Source organism: Phenylobacterium haematophilum (assembly GCF_014196295.1).
GTDB lineage: Bacteria > Pseudomonadota > Alphaproteobacteria > Caulobacterales > Caulobacteraceae > Phenylobacterium > Phenylobacterium haematophilum.
Map to the genome: position 1 here is coordinate 635840 of NZ_JACIDK010000003.1, position 24792 is coordinate 660631.

Sequence of the window (24792 nt, forward strand, 5' to 3'; positions counted from 1 at the left end):
CCAGCGATGCTGCAGAACCCCTTTACCCGCACGCCGGCCGCGATCGGCGTGATAGGCCTCGGCTATGTCGGACTGCCCCTCGCGGTGGCGTTGGCCGAGAAGTACCCCGTTGTCGGGTTCGACATCGACGCCGAGCGGATAGCCGAGCTGAAGTCCGGTCATGACCGGACTTTGGAGACCTCAGCGGAGGAACTGGCTGCGGCTAGCGGCCTGACCTTCGCCGCCGATGAAGCGGCGCTGAAGGCCTGTAACGTCTTCATCGTCACGGTCCCGACTCCGATCGACCGATATAAGCGCCCCGACCTGACGGCGCTTTTGTCAGCTAGCCGCACGGTGGGCCGGGCGATCGCCAATGGCGCGGTGGTGATCTTCGAGTCGACCGTCTATCCCGGCGCCACTGAAGAGGACTGCGTACCGGTGATCGAGCAGGTCTCGGGCCTGAAGTTCAACGAGGATTTCTTCGCCGGCTACAGCCCCGAGCGCGCCAATCCGGGCGATCGCCAGCACCGGCTGTCGACGATCATCAAGGTCACCGCCGGTTCGACGCCGCAGGCCGCGGAGTTCGTCGACGCCCTATATGCTGCTGTGGTGCCGGCCGGCACGCATCTGGCCAGCTCGATCCGCGTGGCGGAGGCCGCCAAGGTGATCGAGAACACCCAGCGCGACCTGAACATCGCGCTGATCAACGAGTTCGCGCTGATCTTCAATCGCCTGGATATCGATACCCAGGAGGTGCTGGCCGCGGCCGGCACCAAGTGGAACTTCCTGAAGTTCACCCCCGGTCTGGTCGGCGGTCACTGCATCGGCGTCGACCCGTACTACCTGACCTCCAAGGCCGAGGACGCCGGCTACCACCCGCAGGTCATCCTCGCCGGTCGCCGGATCAACGACGGCATGGGCGGCTACATCGCCCAGGAGCTGGTCAAGAGCATGATCCGTCGCGAGATTCAGGTCCGCGGGGCGCGGGTCTTGGTCATGGGTCTCACGTTCAAGGAAAACTGCCCGGACCTGCGCAACACCCGGGTCATCGACATCGTCCGCGAACTCGCCGAGTACGAGATCGAAGTCGATGTTCACGAGCCCTGGGCTGACCCCGCTGAGGCGCAGGCCGAGTACGGCGTCGCCCCGGTCGCGACCCTGGAGCCGGGGGCCTATGACGCGATCGTGGTCGCGGTGGCCCACAACGAGTTCAAGGAGATGGGCGTCGACGCCATCCGCGCGTTGGGCAAACCCGACGCGGTGCTCTACGACGTCAAGGCGATGTTCCCGCAGGGGGCGGCCGACCTGCGGCTCTAGCGCGCCGCTTGCCAGGGCGGCGAACCCTGGTATCGACTAGGTCATCGACGCCGAGGTAAGGACCCTTCCGGATGGAAAGACTTGGCCAGTTTTCCCTGCCGTTCCTGGCGGCCTGCATCGTCGGGCTGATCGTCTGGTCGATTCTCGCCGAACGCCGCGCCACCCGCGAGGCGGCGCGCCGCCAGAAGGAAGAGGCGGCAGCCGCGCGCGATCAGGCCCGCGGCCGCTGATCGTCAGTTCGTCCCGACGCGATAGTAGTCGAGATACCAGTCGACGAAGTTCGACACTCCGACCTCGATCGGCGTCGATGGCGCGTAGTCGAGGGCGGCCTTAGTGTCGGTGACGTCCGCTTCCGTGCGTGCCACGTCGCCGGGCTGCATCGGCAGCAGGTTCAGCATAGCCTTGCGGCCGAGCTTCTCCTCCAGCACCTCAATGTAACGCATCAGCTCGACGCGCTGGCTGTTGCCGAGGTTGAGCATGCGCCAAGGGGCGACGCCGCTGGTGGCCGGATCGGGCGCCATAGCATCCCAGTTCGGATCGATCTGAGCTGGACGATCGAGCGCAGCGACCACGCCGGAGACGATGTCGTCCACGTAGGTGAAGTCGCGCTGCATCTCGCCCTGACCGAAGACATCGATCGGCCGGCCTTCGAGAATCGCCTTGGTGAACTTGAACAGCGCCATGTCAGGCCGACCCCATGGCCCGTAGACCGTGAAGAACCGGAAGCCGGTCGACGGAATGTCGAACAGGTGGGCGTAGGAATGCGCCATGGCTTCGTTAGCCAGCTTGGTCGCTGCATAGAGGGTGATCGGGTGGGTGGCGCTGTCGTGCACCGAGAATGGCAGCTTGCCGTTGGCGCCGTAGACCGAACTGGTCGACGCGAACACCAGATGCTGCGCCCGTACGGCGCGGCAACCTTCCAGGATGTTCCCGAAGCCGACGAGGTTGGCGTCGATGTAGGCGGCGGGCTGCTCCAGGCTGTAGCGAACTCCGGCCTGGGCGGCCAGGTGGATCACGCGGTCGGGCTTGGCCTCGGCGAACAGCGCCGCCATCGCTTCGCGATCGGCCAGGTCGATGGCCGAGTGGCGATAGCCCTCGCGCGCTTCAAGCCGCGCAAGGCGCGCCTGTTTCAGCGTCGGGTCGTAGTAGGGGTTGAGATTGTCCAGCCCCACCACGGCGTCGCCGCGATCCAGCAGCCGATGCGCGACGTGGGAGCCGATGAAGCCGGCCGAGCCGGTGACCAGGATAACCGCCATGCCGCCGGATTATACTCTCGACGCGGCCGCGTCACGCCCGTGCGATACCGTAGGCGCCGCTCAGGCGCTCGACACGACCCGTAGCGTCGGGGTGGAAGGCTTCTCGCCGCGCACCTGCGCCACGATGTCGAACAGCTTGGCCCGCACCTGGTCGACGTCTCCGCGCTGAGCCATGGCTTCCAGTTCGATCAGGTGGTTTGCGGTGATCCGCAACGCTGAGGAGGACACGACCTCCATGACCTTGGGTGCGCAAGGCAGAGAGCGTTCGGTCTCGTCGAGCAGGAGCTCGGTCAGCTTCTCGCCCGGACGCAGACCGGTGACTTCGATCTCGATGTCCTTGCCGGGCACGTGCCCCGAGAGCGCGATCATCTGGCGGGCCAGATCCATGATCCGCACCGGCTCGCCCATTTCCAAAAGGAACAGGCGCGCGTGCTTGGTTTCTTCGCCCTCGGCCGAATGCGCGGTGGCGTGCAGCACCAGTTGCGCGGCCTCAGGAATGGTCATGAAGAAGCGTTCGATGTTCTCGTGCGTCACCCGCACAGGGCCGCCGCGCTCGATCTGCGATCGGAAGATCGGCACAACCGAGCCGGCCGAGCCGAGCACGTTGCCGAACCGGACCGCGGAGAAGCGGGTCCCTTCGCCGGCTTGCTGGGACTGGATGACCGCCTCGGCCAGCCGCTTGGTGGCGCCCATGACGTTGGACGGGTCGACCGCCTTATCGGTGGAGATCAGGATCATCTGCGCCGCCCCACAGGCGCGGGCGGCCTCGGTGACGTTCCAGGTGCCGACGACATTCGTCAGCACGCCTTCGCAGGGGTGTTGCTCAACCATCGACACGTGCTTCAGCGCCGCGGCGTGGAACACCAGGTCCGGCTTCTCGCGCTGGAACGCCTGATGCAGGCGATGGGAGTTGCGCACGTCGCACAGCACGGCGGTGCGCGAGAGCTGCGGCCAGGTCTCGGCCATTTCCCGGTCGATCTCGAACAGAGATGTCTCCGAGAAATCCATGACCGTGACGTGGGCGGCGTTGAACTGCGCGACCTGCCGCACGAGCTCCGCGCCGATCGATCCGCCAGCGCCGGTGATCAGCACCCGGCGGCCCTGTATCAGGGCACCGACCGCGGCGCGGTCGAGTTCGATCGGTTCGCGCGCAAGCAGTTCCTCGACGCTGATCTCCCGCATCGGCAGCAGCGGCATGCCCTCATGGTGGGCGAGTTCGACGATGGACGGGCGGCGAAGCAGGCGGATGCCGTCATTCTTCAGAAGGCCAAGCTGGTTCGCGGTCAGCCCCTTCAGGCGGCCGGGCTCCTCTAGGAAAAGTATGGCGCGCGGATAGCGGTTCCAGCGCCGCAAGTCGGCCAGGGCTTCGTCCAGATTGCCAATGCTTTCGATCACGCAGACGCCGCGCACCTGCTGCCCGAGATCCCTGGCGTCCGGGCTGACGATGCCGACCGGCGTCCAGGCGTGGTCATGCCGGCGAGCGGCTTCGCGCAAATAGGAATCCGCGAGCGCCGGCGAGCCGATGAGCAACAGCGATGGCGCGGTCGGCGCGCGGTCCTTGATGGTCTTCAACGGCGAGAAACTGTCGAGCGCGTGCTCGTGCATGGCCCGGCGCATCAGGCGTGCGCCCATCGAGCCGACCATCTGGAAGATCACGGCCATGGCCAGGGCCGAGCGCGGCAGGCCTTCTGCGCGATTGAGCACGAAAACCATAAGCAGGAAGACGCCGGCCGTCAGGAATGCGGTGCGGGCCAGGACAAGGGCGTCGGGGATCGACACGTAGCGCCAGGGCGATAGCTCGCGGCGGAACAGCGTCGAGAACAGGGCCGCCAGACCGGTATAGATTCCGATCAGCTGAAGTAGCTTGAATGCAGGGAGAGCAGGTCCAACAGTATCCAGGAACTGACCGGCCGCCAGCAGATACGCAAGAAAGAAAGCGCCAGCTGCAATCAGGGCGTCAGCGACGATGGTCTGAGCCCGATTGGCCATCTGCTCCATGAATCGCGCTCCGCGTCCTGTCCGAAGGTTGGCAACATAGACGCGTCGACGCGACCGTCCAATGAAACTCCAAGGCGAGGTTTTCGCTCCGCAGGAGAACGATGTTTTTTTTGACCTGTGGCCGAATTCCCGCAGTAGTCGCGGGGAATAAAGCAAGAGAGCCTCCTCGTCGCCGAGGCGGCTCTCCTTTTCCTTAAGTCTCGCGGCCCTTAGAAGGCGGCCTTAAGACCCAAAACGACGCGGCTTTCGTAAAGATCGCCGAAATCGTGCTCGCTGGTGTCGTGGTAGCGCAGATCCACGCCGAGATAGTCGGTGAGGGCGTAGCCCACGCCGAGGTTCCAGGTGGTGTAGTCGCCGTCATAGTCGACGTCCTGATAGCCGAGGGCGCCCGAAACGCTGAACTTTTCGCCGATCGGGCTTGAGCCGTTCAACTCGACATAGGTCGCCTTGCCGGTGCCGCCGAAAAAGTCGTCCGAGTAATAGACGGCCGCGCCGATCGTGGCCGGGCCGGCCGGAACCGAGCCGGCGGCCTTGAACTCGATGAAGTCCTGGTCCGAACCGGTCGGGGCGTTGATGTAGCCGTAGTACAAGATGCCGAAGTCGAGGCTGACCGGGCCGAGCTGCGGACGGATGCCGGCGTAAACGTCCAGCTCGAAGTCGGTGTCGTTGCCGGTGCCGAAGTCGACGTTCGACAGCCAGGTGCCGGCGTAGACCAGACCGCCGATGGTGGCGTCGATGCCGCCCGAGATCTGCGGGCTCTCGTCGGTTTGGCTGACGCCGCGCCAGACGTAATCGGTGGCCGCGCCGACGTTGAAGGAGAGGTCGAGCGCGCTGTCCTCCTGGGCGAAGGCGGCGCCGCCCATGGCGACGGTGGCCGCAGCGGCCAGAAGCGCAGTGGTGAGAGTCTTCATTAGCGTTGTATCCCCATTATTCGATCAGGCTCCAGCTGACCGTCGAACCGAGATCGCCATGCGGCCGCCCGGCAGATCAACGCGAGCGGAGCCGATCATCTGTGCTGGGTAATCGCTGTTTGATTTTTGAGCGTTAACAGCGCGTGGCGCCGCACTTTTGTGCGAATGAGTGTGCCTTTGGCGCCACGGCTGCCCTGCGAGTCAGGGTTTCACCCCAGATTGCGTCGCCCCCTGCTCACCGCATGGACATCGGCGCGTAGCCAAGGTGCGTGCCTGCGTCGACCAGCAGGGTTTCGCCGGTGACATGCCGCGACCCTGGCGAAGCCAGGAACACCGCGGCGGCGGCTACGTCTTCGGCGGTCGAGGCGGCCTTCAGCGGCGTATTGGCGGCTGCGCCCTCGCGCATCTTCTGGGCCCGCTCGGCGCCGACGCCCTTATCGAACCAAGGCGTGTCGATGAAGCCGGGACAGATCGCGTTAACTCGGATCTTCGGCGCCAGGGCGCGGGCCAGCGACAGGGTCATGGTGTTCATCGCCCCCTTAGAGGCGGCGTAGGGCACCGAAGATCCGATGCCGGCGACACCGGCGATCGAAGAGGTGTTGACCACCGCGCCCGGGCGCTCACCGACCTCAAGCAGGGTGCGGGCGGCGCGGGTCATCTGGAAGGCGCCGACAACATTGACGCCGTAGAGGTTCAGGAAGTCCTCGGCGGAGACGGCGTCGAGGTCGGCGTGGTTGGGCGCGAACTTGGTGACGCCCGCGTTGTTGAACAGTGCGTCGATACGCCCGAACGGCTCGGCCGCGGCGGCGATCTTGCGGCAGTCGGCGTCGTTGGCGACATCGCCCTGGACCAGGACCGCCGTGGCGCCGTGCGCCTCGACCTGGCGGGCGGTCTCCTGTGCCTCGTCGGCGCTGCGCGCATAGTTGATGATCACCGCCTGCGCGCCGCGGCTGGATGTCTCCACCGCGATGGCGCGGCCGAGGCCCGTCGACGCGCCGGTGACCACCACCACGAAGCCTTCGAAATCACTGCCGGACATCCTGTCCTCCCCATCTGCCTGTTTGCTTGTTCTGATAGCGGCTCGCTCGGTTGCCGCAAACCTTGCGGCGGGATAAATGCCCTCGATGGAAGAACTGCATCTGACCCAACTGGGCCGCGACGTCCGGGGCTTCGATAGTCCGGAGACGGCGATCCTTGAGCGCGTCCCCAATCCGCAGAGCGACACGCTCTATCTGGCGCGGTTCACGGCGCCGGAGTTCACCTCGCTCTGTCCAGTGACCGGACAGCCCGATTTCGCGCACTTGGTCATCGACTACGCCCCCGGCGACTGGCTGATCGAATCGAAGTCTCTCAAGCTGTACCTGGGCTCGTTCCGCAACCATGGCGCGTTTCACGAGGACTGCACCGTCGGGATCGGGCGCAAGATCGTCGAGGTCGCCGCGCCCCGCTGGCTGCGTATCGGCGGCTATTGGTTCCCGCGCGGAGGCATTCCGATCGATGTTTTCTGGCAAAGCGGCCCCGCGCCGGAGGGGCTTTGGGTGCCAGATCAGGGTGTCGCGACATATCGCGGTCGCGGCTGATCAGAATTCAAGGGTGATTGTGCGCCGGTAATCCTGGTTCGGGCGGTTGAACGCCGGAACGCGACCCGCGTCCACAGAGTATTCGTTCGATCGAATACATCTCAACGGTTGTATTGATATGGCGGTCAGAGCCTTCAGCGGCCCCTCGTCGCATCGGTGAGAGGCGCGATTGACTAGCGGACGGGTCGCTCGCGTGATATAAAGGCCGTGCCCATCTCTCCTCGGGCGTGTCACATCAGGCCGGGCAGCGGGCCATCGCTGTCCGGCCTTCGTGATTCCAGAGGCCGTCTTCTAAGGCTTCCAGACGGTAGTCAGGGCTTGGCTGTCAGGCCGCTCGCGCTCCATGGGCGGCTCCTTCGCCGTACCTATGAAGATGAAGCCGGCCACATTCTCTCCAGCCTTGAGCCCCAAGATCGCCTTGGCGTCGTCGTCGTACGCGTACCAGTCGGTGATCCAGTTGGCCCCGTAGCCCAGCGCCTGGGCGGCGTAAAGCAGGCCGGTGCACACCGCGCCGGCCGAGAGCACTTGTTCCCACTCAGGAACGTCATGCGGGCGCGACGCCGACACCACGGCGATTCCCAGCGGCGGCAGCTTCAGTTTCGCCAGCTTGGCGGCGGCGCGCGCGTCGCCGCGCGACTTCGCCAAATCCTCCAGGCGTGCGGCGAATGCGGCCTTGTCGTCGCCGCGAAGCACGATGAAGCGCCAGGGGGCCAGCTTGCCGTGGTCCGGCGCGCGAGCGGCCAGTCGGATCAAGGCCGTCACGTCTTCGTCCGATGGGGCGGGCTCGGCGAGAGTGACCGCCGAGGCCGATCGGCGCGTGGCGAGAAAGCTCAGCAGTTCGGGGCAGGGATGCTGATCGACCGGGGCGCCGAACGACGGCGCGTCGGGAAGTGCGATGGACAAGACGGGCTTCTCGCTGGGATGGATGGACGTCGGGCCTTTATTGGCGCCGCGGGCGCGATCTGCAAGGTTAGTTGAGAATATGTCGCAAAAACCGGCGTGGCTGACCGCGCATGGAAGGCCCTGGCTTCGTGGCGAATCCAAGGTCGCCTACGAGAACCCGTGGATCCGGATCACCGAGCATGACGCGGTCGCGCCCACCGGGGCCGCGGCCTTCTACGGCGTCGTCGGCTTCAAGAACTATGCGCTCGCGGTGCTGCCGATCGATGAGGACGGTTCGGTGGTGCTGGTCGGACAGCATCGGTTCCCGTTCGCGGACTACAGTTGGGAGATTCCGGAAGGCGGCGGGCCCAAGAGCGAGGATCCGCTGCTCGGCGCCCAGCGCGAACTGGCCGAGGAGGCCGGCCTGGCGGCGGGCGAGTGGCGCGAGATCCTGCGCGTGCAACTGTCGAACTCGGTCACCGACGAACTGGCGATCGGCTACTTGGCGACCGACCTGCGGCCGGCGGCCGAGGCGCTGCACGCCGATGACACCGAGGACCTCGCGATGGTGCGGGCGCCGTTCCGCGAGGCGCTGCAGGCTGCAATCGATGGACACATCCGCGACGCCTTAACGGTTGCCATGTTGCTTCGGGCGTACCACATGGCCCGAGAAGGGCTTTTGTCGGCGTCGCTCGCGCGCGCCATGCTAGGATAGGGGACCGCCTTTGGGACGGGAGGAGCCTTTGAGCCAGCGTCTGGAAGTGATCGATCCCACGGCCGCGCCGCCGGTATGGGCCGCGTTGCGGATGGAATCCGAACGCGCCGCGAAGGCCGAGCCCGCGCTCGCCTCGCTGCTGAACGCGGTGGTGTTGAGCCACGACGACCTCGGCGCGGCGCTGTCGTATCAGCTGGCGCGCAAGCTGGGCGACCAGGAGCTGCGGGCCATGAGCCTGCGCGAACTGGCCGACGCCGCCTATCGCGCCGACCCGCGGCTGGTTGAAATCGCCGAAGCGGACCTCAAGGCCGTCTTCGAGCGCGACCCGGCCTGCAAGGGCTATGTCCAGCCGTTCCTGTTCTTCAAGGGCTTCCAGGCGCTGCAGACTCAGCGCGTCGCCCACTGGCTGTGGCATCAGGGACGCGAGACTATCGCGCTCTACCTGCAGAGCCGCATGTCCGAGATTTTCCAGGTCGACATCCACCCGGCCACCAAGATCGGCTCTGGGGTGTTCATTGACCACGGTACCGGCATTGTCATCGGCGAGACCGCAGTGATCGGCGACGACGTCTCGCTGCTGCAGGGCGTGACCTTGGGCGGGACGGGCGCTGAACGCGGCGATCGTCACCCGAAGATCGGCAACGGCGTGCTCCTGGGCGCGGGCGCCAAGGTGCTCGGCAACATCACTATCGGCGACTACGCCAAGGTCGCCTCGGGGTCGGTGGTGCTCAAGCCTGTGCCGCCGCACTGCACCGCCGCGGGCGTTCCCGCGCGCCTGGTCAACTGCCCCACCTGCGAAGAGCCAGCCCGCAGCATGGACCACACCCTGGCCGAGGCGGTCTACGACTACGTCATCTGAGGCGCGGTCGTCGGTGCTGCGTAATAGTAGCGTCGCAGAAGGACGAAAGCCGCGGCGGCGCCGATAAGTCCCATCAGGATCGCCGCCCAGAACGGCGCGCCGGCCCACAGCAGGGTCGCCGCCGTGAGCGCGCCCCCAGCGCCGCCGGCGTCCCAACCTCCCTCGGTGGCGATGTGGAACCGCAGCGGGCATGGCGAGGCCTGCGAGAGGTTGTAGACGGCCGTCATCATGGTCGGCGTGTAGAGCGCCACCACCAGCGCGCCGGCCGCGTTCGCTGCGACGGCGATGGCCGGATGTCCGTAGCCTGCCGCGCGGACAGCGATGACCGCCGCCGCCGTTCCGGCCGCCAACCAAACGGCGCGCCGGCCGTGCCCGGCGTCGATGAACCGGCCCAGCATCAGACCGCAGATCGCCCCGGCGACCGCGGCGACCGCCATCGCTCCGCCGAAGGCCGCGAAGTTCTCACCCAATGAAATGAACAGCGCGATCTGCCAGACGAATAGATAGCCTGAGGCCATCCAGCCGTCGGCTATGAACAGCGCGACGCCAGGACGTGCCGACCAGAAGGCGTTCGGCGCCTCGAGCGCGATAGGGACCGCGGGGGTGAAGAACAGCGGCGTCGCGGAGAGGACCAGCACGACGGCCGTCGCGCCGAACGCGATCTCCGGTCCCACGGTGGCCAAGGCCCAACCGGTCAGCAGCGGCGCGGCGATCCCGACCAGGGCGGCGATGGCTTCGCGCGCGCCAATCTGATGGCCACGGTGCTCAGCGTCGCCCAGCGAGGCGAAGTAGGCGTGATAGGTTGTCCAGTAGAAGGTGTCGCCGATTGAGGAGACGGCGCAGAGCGTGAACAGCGGCCAGCCGATCCCGTCCACCCTGGCCAGCAGCAGGTACTGGCCGGCGGTCAGGATGGTGCCGACGATGACCATCGGCTTGAGGCCGAAGCGCTTGCAGAGCGGCAGCACCGCCGGCCGGATGAAGAAACGGCCTATCAGGATCGCGGCCAGCGAGGCCAGCACTCCATAGGGCGGAACGCCGGCGCGCAGTAGGTAGACCGCGAAGAACGCGCCGCCGCCGCTAAGCGCCAGCGCGTGCACGCCGTAGTGGAGGTTGAGCAGGTTGACGGTGGAGTTGCGAAAGAACGCCATGGAGACAGTCTCGGGAAGTCGAGCGGCAGGACGACCCAAGGCGCCAGCGGCGCCGGTCAGTGAAGGTCGGGAGTCTCCGAGATGATCAGCCGGCCACTGGGGCGGTCTTTCGCGCATTCCGCCAACGCGGTTCGCGCAGTCTAGGCCTCCGGCAGGGTGTGCCTCAAGTCGCTTCGACCTCGGCCAGGGTGATGCGGTAGGCGCCGTCCAGCCAGGCGACGATCTCGCGCGCCGCCGGATGGTCGAAGCCGGCGTAGCGCGGCCGCATCCGGCTCATGTTCTCATCGGTCAGGCGGTCGACCCCGAAGCCCTGGAACTGGCTCATATTGCGCTCGACGGCGGCGGCGAGGTCCTCGCCCAGCACCTCTCGGGCGGCGGCCTGGAAGGCGCGGACATACTCGTAGCCCTCGCCCTGCTCATAGCTCTGCGCGAGGGTGATCGCGGGGATCAGCGACAGTGTGGGCTGCAGGGCCGGATTGACCGCATGGCCGGCGATGTGCGGCGCGATGCCGGCCGGCCGGCCCGTGAATGCGCGCAGATGCAGATAGGGCGACATCAGCGGCCCGTCATTGACCGGATAGTTGTCCCACAGCAGCGGCTTGCGGCGCAGCTGGCGGCCGACGCGTTCGAGGTGGCCAGGGCTGAACTCGCGCGAGCAGACCTCCTCGCCGGTCCAGAACACCTTGATGGCCGGATCGAGCCCCGCGCCGAGGTCCTCGAGATAGTTCGCCGGCCGCTGGCCGAACACGCGGTCGAGAATGGAATCGTCGGTGTAGTAGGACGGGCAGACGATCACCCGCTTCGCCCTGGTCCGGGCCGCGATCCAATGCACGATCTCGATCTGATTGGCCGCTAGGTCCGGCAGGTCGCCGCGCATGTCGTCGAACAGGATGGCCAGGTCGTCGAGGCCCAGGGCGTCCAGTTGCGCGAGCTTGGCGGCCAACGCGTCCTGCGCGGCGGCCCCGAAGTCGCGGTAGATCTCGTAAGGGCTGAGGCCTACGCCGAACCGCACGCCGGCGGCGCGGCAGAAGGTGGAGAAGGCCTGCAATTCGGCCGCGGCCTCCTGGGGATGCGGCTCCTGCCAGCGGCGGCGCAGGAAGGCGTCGGCCTTCGGCGCATAGAGAAAGAATCGGTAGCCGTGCGGGATCAGCGCCTCGACGACCGCCCGGCGCTCCGCCCACGACCACGGCTTGCCGTAATAGCCCTCGACCAGTCCCAGCTCGACGCCCGCCACGCGGCCCTCCTCTTCATTTGGCGGGCAGACTAGCGGGCGCGACGGCCGCGTCCCCAGCTTTTTCGGGCGCAGGCGCTTTGCGGTGCGGCGCAAAACCCGTAGGTTCCCGGCGAAAATCTACGAAGGAGCCCAGCGTGCTGGACGAAAAAGCTATCCGCCGTCTCGAAGGCCACCTGCGCGGCACCTTCGCCAACGCGCGGATCACGTTGGTCCCCCGCCCGAAGCAAAAGGACTCCGCCGAAGTCTATATCGGCGAGGAGTTCATCGGCGTCGTCTTCGAGGACGAGGACGGCGACGGCTCGTACATGTTCGAAATGGCGATCCTCGCCGAAGACCTGCCCTAGCAGGTCGAGCGCCGGCCCCGTGATCCGGGGCCGGCCTCCACTACGGCGTCAGAGCACGCCCAGCATCTCGGCCACCAGCGGGTGGCGCACGATGTCGACGTCCTTGAGCCGCACGACCGCGATGTTCGAGATCTCCTCGAAGCGGTCGGCGACCGGGCCGAGGCCCGAGAGCTCCGGCAGCAGGTCCGATTGGGCAGGGTCGCCGGTCACCACCATGGTCGAATGCCACCCCAGGCGGGTCAGCAGCATCTTCAGTTGCCCGTAGGTGCAGTTCTGCGCCTCGTCGATGACCACGAAGGCGTTGTTCAGCGTGCGGCCTCGCATGAAGCCGACCGGCGCGATCTCGATTGCGCCCTCGGCCATCAGCGCCCGCACCCGCTTCATCGACAGCCGGTCCGACAGCGCGTCGTAGAGCGGCCGCAGATAGGGCGCGAGCTTGTCCTCGGCGTCGCCGGGCAGGAAGCCGATCGACTCCCCGGCCTCGACCGCCGGCCGCGACAGCACGATGCGCCCGACGCGCCCGGCTTCCAGCGCTTCCACCGCCTTGGCGATGGCCAGATAAGTCTTGCCGGTGCCGGCCGGTCCCAGCGCCATGACCAGGTTCTTGGCGTCGATGGCGTCCATCAGCGCCTGCTGGCCCGGCGACTTGGCTTTTATCGTCTTGAGATACCCCTGGTCGCGGTCGTCGTTGTGATGAGCCAAGGGGGACCACGCGCGATCCACGGGCAGACGGCGGACTTTCGCGTCATCCTCGAACTGGGCGGCGTCGAACGCGCCTTCGCGCAGTTGTCGCTTCAGAGCTCGCTTGGTCATCTAGGCCTCCATAGGGGCAAGAAAAAAGGGCGACGCCGAAACGGCTCGCCCTCGAGGATCGATGAAGTTTGCAATGGTGCGGCGGGGACGCGCGCAACGGCCCGGAGGTCCGTCTTCGGTTCGTGATCCAGGCGGGAAACCCCGCCGTAGCAAACGCGACACCTTAGTACCCCGCCCCAAACGCAGGCCACGAACCGGACGCCGACTCGCGGCGTGATGCGGAAAGGGCTCTCGCCCCTCTCGAATCGCATCACTAGAGTGATGCTAACGTGGTTTCTGAATCCTTAAATGGCTCATTTGATTAAATAAACGGGGTGTACGGATGAGTGTCTACAACTTGGGCGAAGTCGCCCCGGAACTGCCCAAGGAAGATGAATACTGGATCGCGCCGAACGCAGCGGTGGTCGGCCGGGTGATTCTCAAGAAGAACGCGTCGGTATGGTTCGGCGCGACGATTCGCGGCGACAACGACCCGATCACCATCGGCGAGAATTCGAACGTCCAGGACGGCAGCGTCCTGCACACCGACACCGGCTATCCCCTGACCATCGGCGCCAACGTCACCGTGGGGCACATGGTCATGCTGCACGGCTGCACCATCGGCGACGGCTCGCTGATCGGCATCGGCTCGATCGTGCTCAACGGCGCCAAGATCGGGAAGAACTGCCTGATCGGCGCCAACTGCCTGATCACCGAGGGCAAGGAGATCCCGGACAATTCGCTGGTCATGGGCGCGCCGGGCAAGGTTGTGCGTGAGATCTCGCCGGAGCAGGGCAAGGCGCTGGCCGGCGGGGCGCTGCACTACGTCGAGAATTGGAAGCGATATCGCGCCGGTCTGCGCCCGCTCTGAGGACTTGACCGACGTAGCGGCGCCCCGGCGAGCCTGGGGCGGCAAACAGGGAGGATCCTCGATGGCCTATGAGTTCATCCGCGTGGACCGCGAGGGTCCGATCACCATCTTCACGCTCAACCGGCCCGAGGTGATGAACGCCCTGCATTCGCCGGCGCACTTCGAACTGGACGACGCCTTCAACGCTTTTGCGGCCGATCCGGACCAGTGGGTCGGGATCGTGACCGGCGCGGGGGACCGCGCCTTCTCGGCCGGCAACGACCTCAAGCACCAGGCGACCGGCGGCGACATGAAGAGCCCGCCGTCGGGCTTCGCCGGCCTGACCTCGCGCTTCGACCTGACCAAGCCGCTGATCGCGGCGGTCAACGGCGTGGCGATGGGCGGCGGCTTCGAGATCGCGCTGGCCTGCGACCTGATCGTGGCCGCCGACACCGCCACCTTCGCTCTGCCCGAGCCGCGCGTCGGCCTGGCCGCTCTGGCCGGCGGTCTGCACCGCCTGCCGCGGATGATCGGCCAGAAGCAGGCCCTGGGCATGATCCTCACCGGACGCCGGGTCGGCGCGGCCGAAGGCCAAACGCTGGGCTTCGTCAACGAGGTCGTGCCGGCCGCCGAGCTGATGCCCGCCGCCCGCCGCTGGGCCGGCCAGATCTGCGAGCTTTCGCCGATGTCGATCCGCGCCTCGAAGGAGGCGGTCTACAAGGGCCTGGACGAACCGACGCTCGAGGCGGCGATCAAGGGCCAGAACCGCTATCCGGCGGTCAGCGCGCTCTTCAAATCCGAGGACTTCGTCGAGGGACCGATGGCCTTCGCTCAGAAGCGTGCGCCGGCCTGGAAGGGCCGCTGACGGGCGCGCAGTCGCGTCTGTCTCATTGACGCCCTACGCTGCGACAAGATTTCGCCGACCTGGCCCCATGCGAAGGGGTAAGGACGGCGGACCTGTCAGTGGAGGCGCGTATGGCGGACAAGACCCGGATCGGCTGCGACAAGCTTCGCGCCAAGGTGACGGACGCCCAGACGGCGGCCGGACTGATCGCCTCGGGGTCGACCGTCGCCATGAGCGGCTTCACCGGATCTGGCTATCCGAAGGCCGTCCCACTCGCCCTGGCCAGCCGTATTGAGGCCGAGCACGCCGCCGGCCGTAAGTTCCAGGTTCGCGTCTGGACCGGCGCGTCGACGGGCCCCGAACTGGACGGCGCCCTGGCCAAGGCGGACGGCGTCGAGTTCCGGCTGCCGTACAACTCCGACCCGATCGCCCGTGAGAAGATCAACCGCGGCGAGATGGAATATTTCGACATGCACCTCAGTCAGGTCGCCCCGATGGCCTGGCAGGGGTTCCTCGGCCCGCTCGACACCGCGGTCGTCGAGGTGTCGGGCATCCGGCCGGACGGTTCGCTGATCCCGTCATCGTCGGTGGGCAACAACAAGACGTGGCTTGACCGGGCCCAACAGGTGATCCTCGAGGTCAACGGCTGGCAGAACCCGGCGCTGGAGGGGATGCACGACATCTACTACGGCACCGCGTTGCCGCCGAACCGCGTGCCGATCCCGCTGGTGCGGCCGGACGATCGTATCGGCGAGGCCTACTTCCGCTGCGACCCCGACAAGATCGTCGCGATCGTCGAGACCCAGGCGCCCGACCGCAACCTGCCGTTTTCGCCCCCCGACGGCGTCGCCGCGGCCATCGCCGGTCATCTGCTCGAATTCCTCGAGCACGAAGTGGCCAAGGGACGTCTGCCGGAGAATCTGCTGCCGCTGCAGTCCGGCGTCGGCAACATCGCCAACGCCGTGCTCGCCGGGCTGCTCGACAGCCGGTTCGAAAACATGACCGCCTATACCGAGGTCCTGCAGGACGGGATGCTGGAACTGATCACCGCCGGCAAGCTGCGCATGGCCTCGGCCACCGCCTTCTCCTTGAGCCCGGAGGCCGCGGCCGCGCTCAACGAGAACATGGCCTTCTATCGGGACAAGCTGATCCTGCGGCCGCAGGAGATCAGCAATCATCCCGAGCTGATCCGCCGGCTGGGCTGCGTGGCGATGAACGGCATGATCGAGGCCGACATCTACGGCAACGTGAACTCGACCCACATCATGGGCTCACGAATCCAGAACGGGATCGGCGGCTCGGGCGACTTCGCGCGCAACGCCTACCTTTCGATCTTCGTGACGCCCTCGGTCGCCAAGGGCGGCAAGATCTCGGCGATCGTGCCCCAGGCCAGCCACGTCGATCACATCAATCAGGACGTCCAGGTGATCGTCACCGAACAGGGGCTCGCCGACCTGCGTGGGCTGTCGCCCAAGCAGAAGGCCGAGGTGATCATCGCCAACTGCGCCCATCCGGACTATCGGCCCGCCCTGGCCGACTACTATGCCCGTGCGCGCCTGCACGCCTACGGGCAGCAGTCGCCGTCGCTGCTGAATGAGGCGCTCTCCTGGCACCAGCGGTTCATCGAAACAGGCTCGATGCGGGGCTGAGGGATGTCGTGACAGGCTGCTGACACGCCCCTGTCAGCAGCCCCCTGCTAGACCGGCGATCCGACAGGAGAACCGGTGATGAGCGCGGCGCACGACTTCGACTTCAACCATGGCGAATGGAAGGTCACGAACCGGCGGCTGAAGGTCCGCGGCGTCGGCTCCGACGACTGGGAGGTCTTTCCGTCCTTCGAGACCGCTCAGCTATTGATGGGCGGGACGGTCTCGATCGACGAGAGTGATTTCCCGACCAAGGGCTTCAAGGGCATGACCTTGCGCCTCTACCAGCCGGCCGAGGACCGCTGGGCGATCTACTGGATCAACTCGAAGGACGGTAAACTGCAGCCGCCTGTCTACGGCCGTTTCGAGAACGGCCAGGGCGTCTTCGCCGGCGACGACCTCGACGATGGGCGGCCGGTGAAGGTGCTCTTCGACTGGAGCGGCACGGACACCGACACGCCCCGTTGGAGCCAGGCCTTTTCGTACGACGACGGTGCCACGTGGGAGACCAACTGGATCATGGAGTTTCGCCGCCCGCCGCGTTGAAGCTTGACCTCATGGCGCCGAAACTGCGGCGGGATCAGGCCGCAAGAAAGCCCCACGAATCTTGAACTTACTACGCCAGGGAGCGCCCGGAGGGGGACCCCTGTCCCCCAGTTCGGACGGAGGCGTCATGAGCGCGCATATCGATAATCGGCCCTGTGCTCGAGGCCGCGCGACGTGAACGCCGAGACGTTCGAGTTGCCTAAGATTCGCGTGCGCGGGCGCAGCATCATGGCGCTGATCCTGGCCCCCGAGCCGCCGTTTGCGCAGTGGTTCGCGGCGCTTGACGAGCAGATGCACGCTTCGGCGGCGCTGTTCGACAACCGCCCCATCGTCGCGGATCTCGGCGCGGCGCTGGAGAGCGTCGGGCCGGAAGCTGTGCTGGTGGCGCTCGATGGGCTCAATGCGCGCGGCCTCAAGCTGATCGGCGTCGAGGGCTTGCGGCCGGCGGCGTTGGGCGGGACGCCCTGGTCGCATCTGCCGACCAACCTTCACGGCAATGTCGCACGCAGAGTTCGCAGCGACGTGGCCGCGGCTGTCGCGCCGGAGGCGTCTGACGCGCCCGCCCGCGCCGCGCCGTCGCTGCTGATCGATCGGCCGGTGCGTTCCGGTCAGTCGGTGATCTTCGAAGAGGGCGATGTGACCATCGTCGGGCCGGTCGCGTCCGGGGCCGAGGTCCTCGCCGGCGGCTCCATCCATGTCTACGGCGCGCTGCGCGGGCGGGCGATCGCGGGCCTGCGGACGGGCGCCGAGGCCCGCATCTTCTGCCGCCGGCTCGAGGCCGAGCTGGTCGGCGTCGATCATCTGTATCGGACGGCCGAGCACTGGGGGCCCGATCTCCACGGCCTAGCCGTCCAAGTCCGCTGTGACCGGGGCGCGCTGCGTCTCTCGGCGCTCGGTTAGTTGAGTTGCTCGTCGTGGGGCGAGGGGAAGGAATAGTGAGTCATGTCCAAGGTTGTCGTCGTCACGTCGGGTAAGGGGGGCGTGGGCAAGACCACGTCTTCGGCGTCCCTGGGCGCGGCGCTCGCTCAGGCGGGCCAGAAGGTGGTGGTGGTTGATTTCGACGTCGGCCTGCGCAACCTCGATCTGGTCATGGGGGCCGAGCGGCGCGTCGTGTTCGACCTCGTCAACGTGGTCCAGGGCGACGCCAAACTCGCCCAGGCCCTGATCCGCGACAAGCGCGTCGACACGCTCAGCCTGCTGCCGGCCTCCCAGACCCGCGACAAGGATGCGTTGACTGAAGAGGGCGTCGGCCGGGTCATCGACGATCTGCGCGAGCAGTTCGACTGGGTGATCTGCGACAGTCCGGCCGGCATCGAAAAGGGCGCGACCCTGGCCATGCGCTACGCCGACCTGGCTGTGGTGGTCACCAATCCCGAGGTCTCCTCGGTGCGCGACTCCGACCGCATCATCGGCCTGCTCGATTCCAAGACGCTGCGTGCCGAGAGCGGCGAGCGGATCGAAAAGCACCTGCTTCTCACCCGATACGACCCCGCCCGCGCCGCCAAGGGAGAGATGATGAGCGTCGACGACGTGCTCGAAATCCTCGCCATCCCGCTGCTGGGCATCGTGTCGGAAAGCCCGGACGTGCTTAGCGCGTCGAACGTCGGCTGCCCGGTGACCCTGCACAATCCGGGTTCGCCGGCCGCCCAGGCATATAGCGAAGCGGCCCGCCGGCTGATGGGGGACAACGTGGCCGTCAGCGTGCCCAAGGAACGCCAGAGCTTCATGAGCCGGCTGTTCGGCCGAAAGGCGGTCGCATGAGCCTGCTCAACCTCTTCGGCCGCGGTCGCCGTTCGGCCCCGGTGGCGCGTGACCGGCTGCAGTTGCTGCTGGCGCATGAGCGCGGCCTCGGCGGCGGCGAAGATCTCGCCGCCATCCTGCAGCAGGAGATCCTGGCGGTGATCGCCAAGCACATCCCGATCGATCGCGACCGGGTGGTGGTCAAGCTGGACCGCGGCGACCAGGTCTCGACCCTGGAGATCGATATCGAGATGCCGGAGACGGCGCTTTCTCGGGACTAGTGGGCGACCCCAGCGGTCCGCGCCAGCGGCAGGTCGAAGCGGGCGCGGGTGCCCGCGCCGAGCTTGCTCTCGAGTTCGAGGCGGCCGCCGTGCCGCTCGATAAGATCGTGCGACAGGGCCAGGCCCAGGCCCCAGCCTTCAGGTCGGGTCACACGGTCGCCCGTCTGGACATAGGGACGGCCCAGGACGGCCAGGTCTTCTTCGCGGATGCCCTGGCCGAAGTCCTTGACCAAGATCACCAGCCGCTCGCCCTTTCGCTCGGAGGAGACCTCGACCAGACCGGACGGGGGCGAGAACTTCACGGCGTTGGCCAGCAGGTTGATCAGGATCTGCTTCACAGCGCGCTGGTCGACGTGGACGTCGGGCCAGTCGCCGGGCTCCATCACCACAGTGACGCCGGCCTCGATGGACAGGCCCCGCACCAGGCGCAGCGACTGTTCGACGATCTCGCGGCTCGAGGCGCGCGCGGGGGCTAGGTCGATCTGCCCGGCCTCGATCTTGGCGGTGTCCAGCAGGTCGGTGACGAGTTCGCTGAGGTGCGAGCCGGCGATCTCGATGGACTGCGCGTAGTCGAGATACTTCGGGTGGCCCACCGGCCCGAACGCCTGTCGCGACATCATGCCTGAAAAACCGACGACGGCTGTGAGCGGCGAGCGCAACTCGTGCGTCATGGTCGCCAGCAGGAGGGTACGGGCGGCCATCGCCTCCTCGGCCGCGCGACGGGCGAGCTCGGCTTCCCGCAGCAGTGCGTTGCGGCTGGCCATGACGCCGGCGACGGTGATCGGGGCCAAGGCGACCAGCATGACGCCGAGCCGCAGCGACATCAGGTCGAAGCCCATCACCGAGGCGAAGCCCATCGAGGCCGAAGCCGTCGACAGGAACAGCAGGCTCCAAACCGCGAACGACAGGGTCAGCAGCGTCGTGGCCGCCAGGCTGTAGGTCAGCGCGCACCACAGCAGGGTCGGGACGGGGAAGGCCAGGGCCCCGGGGCCGCCGACCGCCGGCACCATGGCCAGGCTGACGAGATAGAGGATCAGCGGCGCGACTGTCCGCAACTGCGGCCGTGTGGTGAAGGTCCGGGTGAGCCAGCATTTCAGCTCGGACGGCCGCGGGAAGGTCAGCGCCACCGGCAGCACGACGATGTAGTTGGCCAACTCCGTCGCCAGCCAGATGAAGAAGCCGCTGATCGGGTCCCGGTGAAAGAGCAGGGCGTTGACCGCCGCGCCCAGCACGCTGGTGGCGGCCGAGGCCGCCAGCGAGATCAGCGTCACCGAAAGCAGCGAGGCCGGACGTTGCAGCAGGCGATCCTCAGGCGACAGGCGCTTGAACAGCAGGTAGCCCGTCATCACCCCGGCAAGGTTGCCGGCGGTCAGCAGCAGGGTGCGGGCCCAGCCGCTGCCGGTGATCGTGTCTGCGGCGATCAGGCTGGCGGCTGCGGCCAGCCAGCCCGCCGGCGTCGCCAGGTCCGGACGACGCACGAGCAGGCCGAGCAGGATCGCGTTCGCCGCCCAGAATGTGCTGAGGTGGCCGCTCGGCCGGAGAAGAATCCCGGCCATCGCCGCCAGAAAGACGATCGCGCCGACGGTCAGGCCGGCGGTCGCCTGATGGTGCAGGCCTTGGACGAGACGATGTTCGCCTCCAGCCGAGGCCGTCTGCTGGGCGCTCATAGGACTGTCGTTAGGACCAGATTGCCGCCGAAGTCCATTGGCGCATGAAACTCAAGCGCGCTCAAGGCGTCACGCCGTCCGGCCGATTCCTGACAGGACCCCGTCCGAAACCTGCCGTCGGGGCGCCTAAAAACAGGGTTCTGCGGCACTTGTCTCCCGCCCGGGGTTCGGCCAGTGTGCGGCTAACTTAACAGTGTTTAGGGACGGAACACATGGATCGCTTCGACTTCGTCATCATTGGCGCGGGGTCCGCCGGATGCGTGCTCGCCAACCGGTTGACGGAGGATCCGCAGGTCAAAGTGCTGCTGCTCGAAGCGGGCGGCAAGGACAGCTCGATCCTGGTCAAAATGCCGGCCGGCGTCGGCGCCCTGATCGGCAAGCCCGGGACCTATAACTGGGGCTTCTGGACGGAGGCCGAGCCGAACCTCGACGGCCGTAAGCTGTGGTGGCCGCGCGGCAAGGGCTGGGGCGGTTCCTCGTCGATCAACGGCATGATCTACATCCGCGGTCACGCCCGCGACTACGACCAGTGGCGCCAGATGGGCCTGCAGGGCTGGTCGTACCGGGACGTGCTGCCCTACTTCAAGCGCTCGGAGAGCCTTGAGGGCGGCGGGGACGCCTGGCACGGCGGCGCAGGTCCTTTGAAGGTCTCCAAGGCCTCCACCCCGAACCCGATCTACTCGGCCACTGTCGAGGCCGGCCGTCAGGCGGGCTTCAAGGTCACCAGCGATTTCAACGGCTTCCAGCAGGAAGGCTGGGGGCCCTATCAGCTGACCATCCATGACGGACAGCGCTGGAGCGCCGCCCGCGGCTACCTGCATCCGGCCCTGCCGCGTTCGAACCTGACCTGCATCACCGGCGCGCGGACCAGCAGGATCGTGATCGAGAACGGCCGCGCCACCGGCGTCGAGTACATCGACGCCAAGTCGGGCCAGAAGCACGTCGTGCATGCCGACAAGGAAGTGCTGCTGTCGGCCGGCGCGGTGCAGTCGCCGCAGATCCTGCAGCTATCCGGCATCGGCGATCCCGAGGAACTGGCCAAGTTCGGCATTCCGGTCGTGAAGGCCCTGAAAGGCGTCGGCGCCAATCTGCAGGACCACCTCGACGTCTGCATGTCGTGGGAATGCCCGCAGCCGATCACCGCGCACTCGTTGCGCAAGGGCCTGATCAAGACCCTGGCAATCGGCATGAACTACGCTTTCTTCGGCAAGGGCCTGGGCCGCCAGCAGTTCCTGGAGTCGGGCGCCTTCCTGAAGTCGCGCCCCGACCTCGACCGTCCGGACCTGCAGATCCATACCGTCGCGGCGATCATGCAGAACCACGGCAATACGGCCGTCCCCAAGGATGGCTTCACCTTCCACGTCTGCCAGCTGCGTCCGGAAAGCCGCGGCCGCGTCGGCCTGCGCTCGGCCGATCCGACCGACGATCCGGCGATTTTCGCGAACTACCTCGCCACCGAGGAAGACCGTCGCGCCCTGCGCGAGGGTGTCCGGATGATGCGCAAGGTCGCCGCTCAGTCGGCGCTCGATCCCTATCGCACCGAGGAACTGTTCCCCGGCAAGGACGTGGAGACCGACGAGCAGATCGACGCCTGGATCCGCAAGCACGCCGAGACGATCTACCACCCGGTGGGCACCTGCAAGATGGGCGCGGACGGCGACGAGATGGCGGTGGTCGACGGCGAACTGAAGGTGCGCGGCGTCGAGGGCCTGCGCGTGGTCGACGCCTCGGTCATGCCGACCCTGGTGGGCGGCAACACCAACGCCCCGACGATCATGATCGCCGAGAAGATTTCGGACGTGATCCGGGGCCGCGCGGCGCTGCCGGCGGAGGACGCGCCGATCTACGAGGACGACCAGAAGGCCGCTTAGCGTTATGATTTGGCCCTCTCCAATCGGAGAGGGCCGTTTTCTTTATATTTTCAATAATTTCATGGGAGGCGACGATGGAACTGCGCAGACTGGGCAAGTCCGATTTGAAAGTCGCGCCGCTGGTGCTCGGCGGCAATGTATTTGGGTGGACAGCTGACGAGGCCACCTCCTTCAAGTTGCTGGACGCCTTTGTGGCCGGCGGCTTCAACATGGTCGACACCGCCGACGTCTATTCGCGTTGGGCTCCGGCTGGCGGGGGCGCTTCGGAAACCGTCATCGGCAAGTGGCTGGCTCAGGGCGGCAAGCGCGACAAGATCGTGTTGGCGACCAAGCTCGGCTCGGAAATGGGCGAGGGCATGAAGGGCCTGTCGGCCAAGTACATGGTCGAAGCAGTGGAAGCCTCGCTCAAGCGCCTGCAGACCGACTACATCGACCTCTACCAGTCGCACCGCGACGATCCCGACACCCCGCAGGAAGAGACCGCCGAGGCGTTCGACCGCCTCGTGAAGGCTGGCAAGGTGCGCGCCATCGGTTCGTCGAACTTCACGCCCGAACGTCTGAAGTCAGCGCTGGAGATCAGCGAGGCCAAAGGCCTGGCGCGCTACAACAGCGAGCAGCCGCTCTACAATCTCTACTCGCGAGACGGCTTCGAGAGCGGCCTGCAGCAGGTCTGCATCGACAACGACGTCGGGGTCATTCCGTACTATGGCTTGGCTTCCGGCTTCCTGACAGGCAAGTACCGGACCGAGGCGGATCTCTCGAAAAGCCCGCGCGGCCAGGGCGTGAAGCGGATGATGGACGCGCGCGGCATGCGTATCCTGGCTGCGTTGGACGAGGTCTCGGCCGCCCGCACCGCGTCGCAGGCGCAGGTCGCGCTGGCTTGGGTCATGGCGCAACCCGGTCTGACCGGTCCGATCGCCTCGGCCACCAGCCTTGAGCAACTGGATGAACTGATGGGCTCGGCGCGGCTGACGCTGACGGCCGAGGACCTGGCGACCTTGGATAAGGCGTCGGCCAAGGATTCTTGAAAAAACGACCGATCGTGCTAATGTGCGGCGTATGAAAAAGGGCGCCGCGACACGAGAGGCCATTGTCGGGCGGGCCCTCCAGCAGGCCGTTGCGGTCGGGCTGGAGGGGCTGTCGCTCGGCCCGCTGGCCGACAGCCTGGAGCTGTCGAAGAGCGGCCTGTTCGCTCACTTCCGCTCCAAGGAAGCGCTGCAGCTGGCGGTGCTCGAGGAGGCGATCGCGCGGTTCAGCAGCCGCGTCGTCGAACCCAGCCTGGCCATGCCGCGCGGCCGGGCGCGCATGGACGCCTTGCTCAGCCGCTGGTTCGATTGGCTGGAAGGCGAGCCGGACATGCGCGGCTGCATCTTCGCGGTGTCGGCTCAGGAGTACGACGACCGCCCCGGCGCGATCCGCGACCGGCTGGTCGAGTCGCAGCGCGAGTGGCACGAGACCCTGGTCCGCGTTGCCGCCGACCTGCCCAAGGCCGGCAAGGCGCCGCCGGACTATTGCCGGCAGATCGTTTTCGAGCTGGTCGGGGTCAGCCTGGCGTTCCAGCAGCAGGCCAAGCTGTTCCGCGCGCCCAACGCCCGCGTGCGAGCCGAAGAGGCCGTATCCCGGATACTGGATGACGCCGGCGAAGCACTTTGAGGCCTCAGGCGACCCAGCGGCCGTCGAGGGTCGCCAGTCGCAGGCGGTTGGTTTCCTCATTGGCCGGCCCCACGCCATGGACCTCGCGGACGAACAGTTGGCGCAGCGGCTCGTCGCCCAGGGCGGCGACCAGTGAGATCGGCTGATAGAGACCGAGGAAGCGTTCCGGCGAGCCCGGGCCGCCGGCGATCGGCGCAAATAGCAGTTCCAGCTCGAGCGTGGCGGTGTCGCTGAGCGCATCGATCCGCGCCACGACCGGTTCAGGGCGCCGACGTCCCGTCTCCAGAGCCGTCTGGACTTCGTGGCGACCGAGCGGGTCAAGCAGGCTCAGGAAATTGCGCCCGCGCAGATCGCGCCGGTGCAGTTCGGACACGAGGCCGCCCGACAGTCGCACCGGATAGACGCCTGACGCCTCCCGTCCGAGGACAAAGGCCTGGGGCGCCAGCTTGGCGAATTCGGTGGGATCAATGTCGGCCCGCACAGGCAGGCCGGCGACGCCGCACTTGCTGCGCCAGTAATCGATCATCTGCTGCGTGTTCGAATGGAACATCTCGACGCCTCCGAGGCGGCCGTCAGCGACCGCATGCGGCTTGCAAGCAAAACCGTGCCAAGTCGCCGACGTACCAGAACGGGACGCCGAACTTCGGCGAGGCTCAGAGATTCTTAAGCCGCACAAGCT

The 24792-nt window shown here is 66.9% G+C and carries 26 protein-coding genes; 16 read left to right on the forward strand and 10 right to left on the reverse strand.

Annotation, left to right across the window (positions count from 1 at the left end):
- Positions 1 to 6: 6 nt before the first annotated feature.
- Both GGQ61_RS13930 and GGQ61_RS13935 read left to right on the forward strand, forming a co-directional pair.
- Positions 7 to 1296: a nucleotide sugar dehydrogenase gene (locus GGQ61_RS13930; RefSeq protein WP_183773725.1), complete on the forward strand. Its 1290-nt coding sequence runs from the start codon at positions 7 to 9 to the stop codon at positions 1294 to 1296.
- A gap of 71 nt (positions 1297 to 1367) precedes the next feature.
- Positions 1368 to 1526 (forward strand): hypothetical protein, encoded by a 159-nt coding sequence (locus GGQ61_RS13935; RefSeq protein WP_183773727.1) that lies wholly within the window; start codon positions 1368 to 1370, stop codon positions 1524 to 1526.
- 3 nt (positions 1527 to 1529) lie between these two features.
- On the opposite strand, the gene GGQ61_RS13940 is transcribed toward GGQ61_RS13935, so the two are convergent.
- The 4 genes from GGQ61_RS13940 to GGQ61_RS13955 form a co-directional block, all read right to left on the reverse strand.
- Positions 1530 to 2552: an NAD-dependent epimerase gene (locus GGQ61_RS13940; protein WP_183773729.1), complete on the reverse strand. Its 1023-nt coding sequence runs from the start codon at positions 2550 to 2552 to the stop codon at positions 1530 to 1532.
- Between the two features lie 60 nt (positions 2553 to 2612).
- On the reverse strand, positions 2613 to 4541 hold the full coding sequence (locus GGQ61_RS13945) for a polysaccharide biosynthesis protein (RefSeq protein ID WP_183773731.1): 1929 nt from the start codon (positions 4539 to 4541) through the stop codon (positions 2613 to 2615).
- Positions 4542 to 4759: 218 nt separating this feature from the next.
- A complete protein-coding gene (locus tag GGQ61_RS13950; protein ID WP_183773733.1) occupies positions 4760 to 5461 on the reverse strand; it encodes a TorF family putative porin in 702 nt (233 codons plus the stop codon).
- Between the two features lie 235 nt (positions 5462 to 5696).
- The gene (locus GGQ61_RS13955; protein WP_183773735.1) at positions 5697 to 6500 is read right to left on the reverse strand and encodes an SDR family NAD(P)-dependent oxidoreductase; all 804 of its coding nucleotides are present in this window, start codon (positions 6498 to 6500) and stop codon (positions 5697 to 5699) included.
- A gap of 85 nt (positions 6501 to 6585) precedes the next feature.
- Here GGQ61_RS13955 and queF point away from each other — a divergent pair, with 85 nt between their 5' ends.
- Positions 6586 to 7041 carry a preQ(1) synthase gene (gene queF / locus GGQ61_RS13960; protein ID WP_183773737.1) on the forward strand — a complete coding sequence of 152 codons (456 nt, stop codon included), beginning with the start codon at positions 6586 to 6588 and terminating at the stop codon, positions 7039 to 7041.
- A gap of 291 nt (positions 7042 to 7332) precedes the next feature.
- Here the strand turns inward: queF and GGQ61_RS13965 are convergent, their stop codons facing one another.
- Positions 7333 to 7944 (reverse strand): nitroreductase family protein, encoded by a 612-nt coding sequence (locus GGQ61_RS13965; RefSeq protein WP_183773739.1) that lies wholly within the window; start codon positions 7942 to 7944, stop codon positions 7333 to 7335.
- A gap of 79 nt (positions 7945 to 8023) precedes the next feature.
- On the opposite strand from GGQ61_RS13965, the gene GGQ61_RS13970 reads away from it, so the two are divergent.
- Together GGQ61_RS13970 and cysE are read left to right on the forward strand one after the other, a co-directional pair.
- Complete coding sequence (locus GGQ61_RS13970; RefSeq protein ID WP_183773871.1) at positions 8024 to 8638, forward strand: NUDIX domain-containing protein; 615 nt, start codon at positions 8024 to 8026, stop codon at positions 8636 to 8638.
- Between the two features lie 28 nt (positions 8639 to 8666).
- Entirely contained in the window at positions 8667 to 9497 is an 831-nt protein-coding gene (gene cysE / locus GGQ61_RS13975) for a serine O-acetyltransferase (protein WP_183773741.1), read from the forward strand.
- On the opposite strand, the gene GGQ61_RS13980 is transcribed toward cysE, so the two are convergent.
- Positions 9485 to 10645, reverse strand: coding sequence for an MFS transporter (locus tag GGQ61_RS13980; RefSeq protein WP_183773743.1), 1161 nt, complete (start codon positions 10643 to 10645; stop codon positions 9485 to 9487). The two genes, cysE and GGQ61_RS13980, sit on opposite strands and share 13 nt — an antisense overlap.
- Positions 10646 to 10808: 163 nt before the next feature.
- A complete protein-coding gene (locus tag GGQ61_RS13985) occupies positions 10809 to 11879 on the reverse strand; it encodes a beta-N-acetylglucosaminidase domain-containing protein (protein WP_183773745.1) in 1071 nt (356 codons plus the stop codon).
- Positions 11880 to 12016: 137 nt separating this feature from the next.
- Between GGQ61_RS13985 and GGQ61_RS13990 the strand changes: the two genes are divergently transcribed.
- The gene (locus tag GGQ61_RS13990; protein WP_183773873.1) at positions 12017 to 12223 is read left to right on the forward strand and encodes a DUF3126 family protein; all 207 of its coding nucleotides are present in this window, start codon (positions 12017 to 12019) and stop codon (positions 12221 to 12223) included.
- 48 nt (positions 12224 to 12271) lie between these two features.
- On the opposite strand, the gene GGQ61_RS13995 is transcribed toward GGQ61_RS13990, so the two are convergent.
- The gene (locus tag GGQ61_RS13995; RefSeq protein ID WP_183773747.1) at positions 12272 to 13036 is read right to left on the reverse strand and encodes a PhoH family protein; all 765 of its coding nucleotides are present in this window, start codon (positions 13034 to 13036) and stop codon (positions 12272 to 12274) included.
- A 322-nt stretch (positions 13037 to 13358) separates the two neighbouring features.
- Between GGQ61_RS13995 and GGQ61_RS14000 the strand changes: the two genes are divergently transcribed.
- The 7 genes from GGQ61_RS14000 (at position 13359) to minE (ending at position 18922) form a co-directional block, all read left to right on the forward strand.
- The gene (locus GGQ61_RS14000; protein ID WP_183773749.1) at positions 13359 to 13886 is read left to right on the forward strand and encodes a gamma carbonic anhydrase family protein; all 528 of its coding nucleotides are present in this window, start codon (positions 13359 to 13361) and stop codon (positions 13884 to 13886) included.
- 61 nt (positions 13887 to 13947) lie between these two features.
- Positions 13948 to 14730, forward strand: coding sequence for an enoyl-CoA hydratase-related protein (locus GGQ61_RS14005; protein ID WP_183773751.1), 783 nt, complete (start codon positions 13948 to 13950; stop codon positions 14728 to 14730).
- A 110-nt stretch (positions 14731 to 14840) separates the two neighbouring features.
- The gene (scpC, locus tag GGQ61_RS14010; RefSeq protein WP_183773753.1) at positions 14841 to 16358 is read left to right on the forward strand and encodes a succinyl-CoA:acetate CoA-transferase ScpC; all 1518 of its coding nucleotides are present in this window, start codon (positions 14841 to 14843) and stop codon (positions 16356 to 16358) included.
- A gap of 78 nt (positions 16359 to 16436) precedes the next feature.
- Positions 16437 to 16901, forward strand: a complete 465-nt coding sequence (locus GGQ61_RS14015; protein WP_183773755.1) for a hypothetical protein — start codon at positions 16437 to 16439, stop codon at positions 16899 to 16901.
- Between the two features lie 228 nt (positions 16902 to 17129).
- Entirely contained in the window at positions 17130 to 17801 is a 672-nt protein-coding gene (minC, locus tag GGQ61_RS14020; protein ID WP_183773757.1) for a septum site-determining protein MinC, read from the forward strand.
- A 42-nt stretch (positions 17802 to 17843) separates the two neighbouring features.
- Entirely contained in the window at positions 17844 to 18662 is an 819-nt protein-coding gene (gene minD, locus GGQ61_RS14025) for a septum site-determining protein MinD (RefSeq protein ID WP_183773759.1), read from the forward strand.
- Complete coding sequence (gene minE / locus GGQ61_RS14030; RefSeq protein WP_183773760.1) at positions 18659 to 18922, forward strand: cell division topological specificity factor MinE; 264 nt, start codon at positions 18659 to 18661, stop codon at positions 18920 to 18922. Before minD ends, minE begins: the two co-directional genes overlap by 4 nt.
- On the opposite strand, the gene GGQ61_RS14035 is transcribed toward minE, so the two are convergent.
- Positions 18919 to 20589, reverse strand: coding sequence for a sensor histidine kinase (locus GGQ61_RS14035; RefSeq protein WP_183773762.1), 1671 nt, complete (start codon positions 20587 to 20589; stop codon positions 18919 to 18921). The genes minE and GGQ61_RS14035 overlap by 4 nt on opposite strands.
- Before the next feature lie 212 nt (positions 20590 to 20801).
- Here GGQ61_RS14035 and GGQ61_RS14040 point away from each other — a divergent pair, with 212 nt between their 5' ends.
- The 3 genes from GGQ61_RS14040 (at position 20802) to GGQ61_RS14050 (ending at position 24113) form a co-directional block, all read left to right on the forward strand.
- A complete protein-coding gene (locus GGQ61_RS14040) occupies positions 20802 to 22460 on the forward strand; it encodes a choline dehydrogenase (RefSeq protein ID WP_183773763.1) in 1659 nt (552 codons plus the stop codon).
- 74 nt (positions 22461 to 22534) lie between these two features.
- Positions 22535 to 23488 carry an aldo/keto reductase gene (locus GGQ61_RS14045; protein ID WP_183773765.1) on the forward strand — a complete coding sequence of 318 codons (954 nt, stop codon included), beginning with the start codon at positions 22535 to 22537 and terminating at the stop codon, positions 23486 to 23488.
- 31 nt (positions 23489 to 23519) lie between these two features.
- Complete coding sequence (locus GGQ61_RS14050; RefSeq protein WP_183773767.1) at positions 23520 to 24113, forward strand: TetR/AcrR family transcriptional regulator; 594 nt, start codon at positions 23520 to 23522, stop codon at positions 24111 to 24113.
- A gap of 4 nt (positions 24114 to 24117) precedes the next feature.
- Here GGQ61_RS14050 and GGQ61_RS14055 read toward each other — a convergent pair whose 3' ends face one another.
- A complete protein-coding gene (locus GGQ61_RS14055; protein WP_183773769.1) occupies positions 24118 to 24663 on the reverse strand; it encodes a PAS domain-containing protein in 546 nt (181 codons plus the stop codon).
- Between the last annotated feature and the right edge of the window lie 129 nt (positions 24664 to 24792).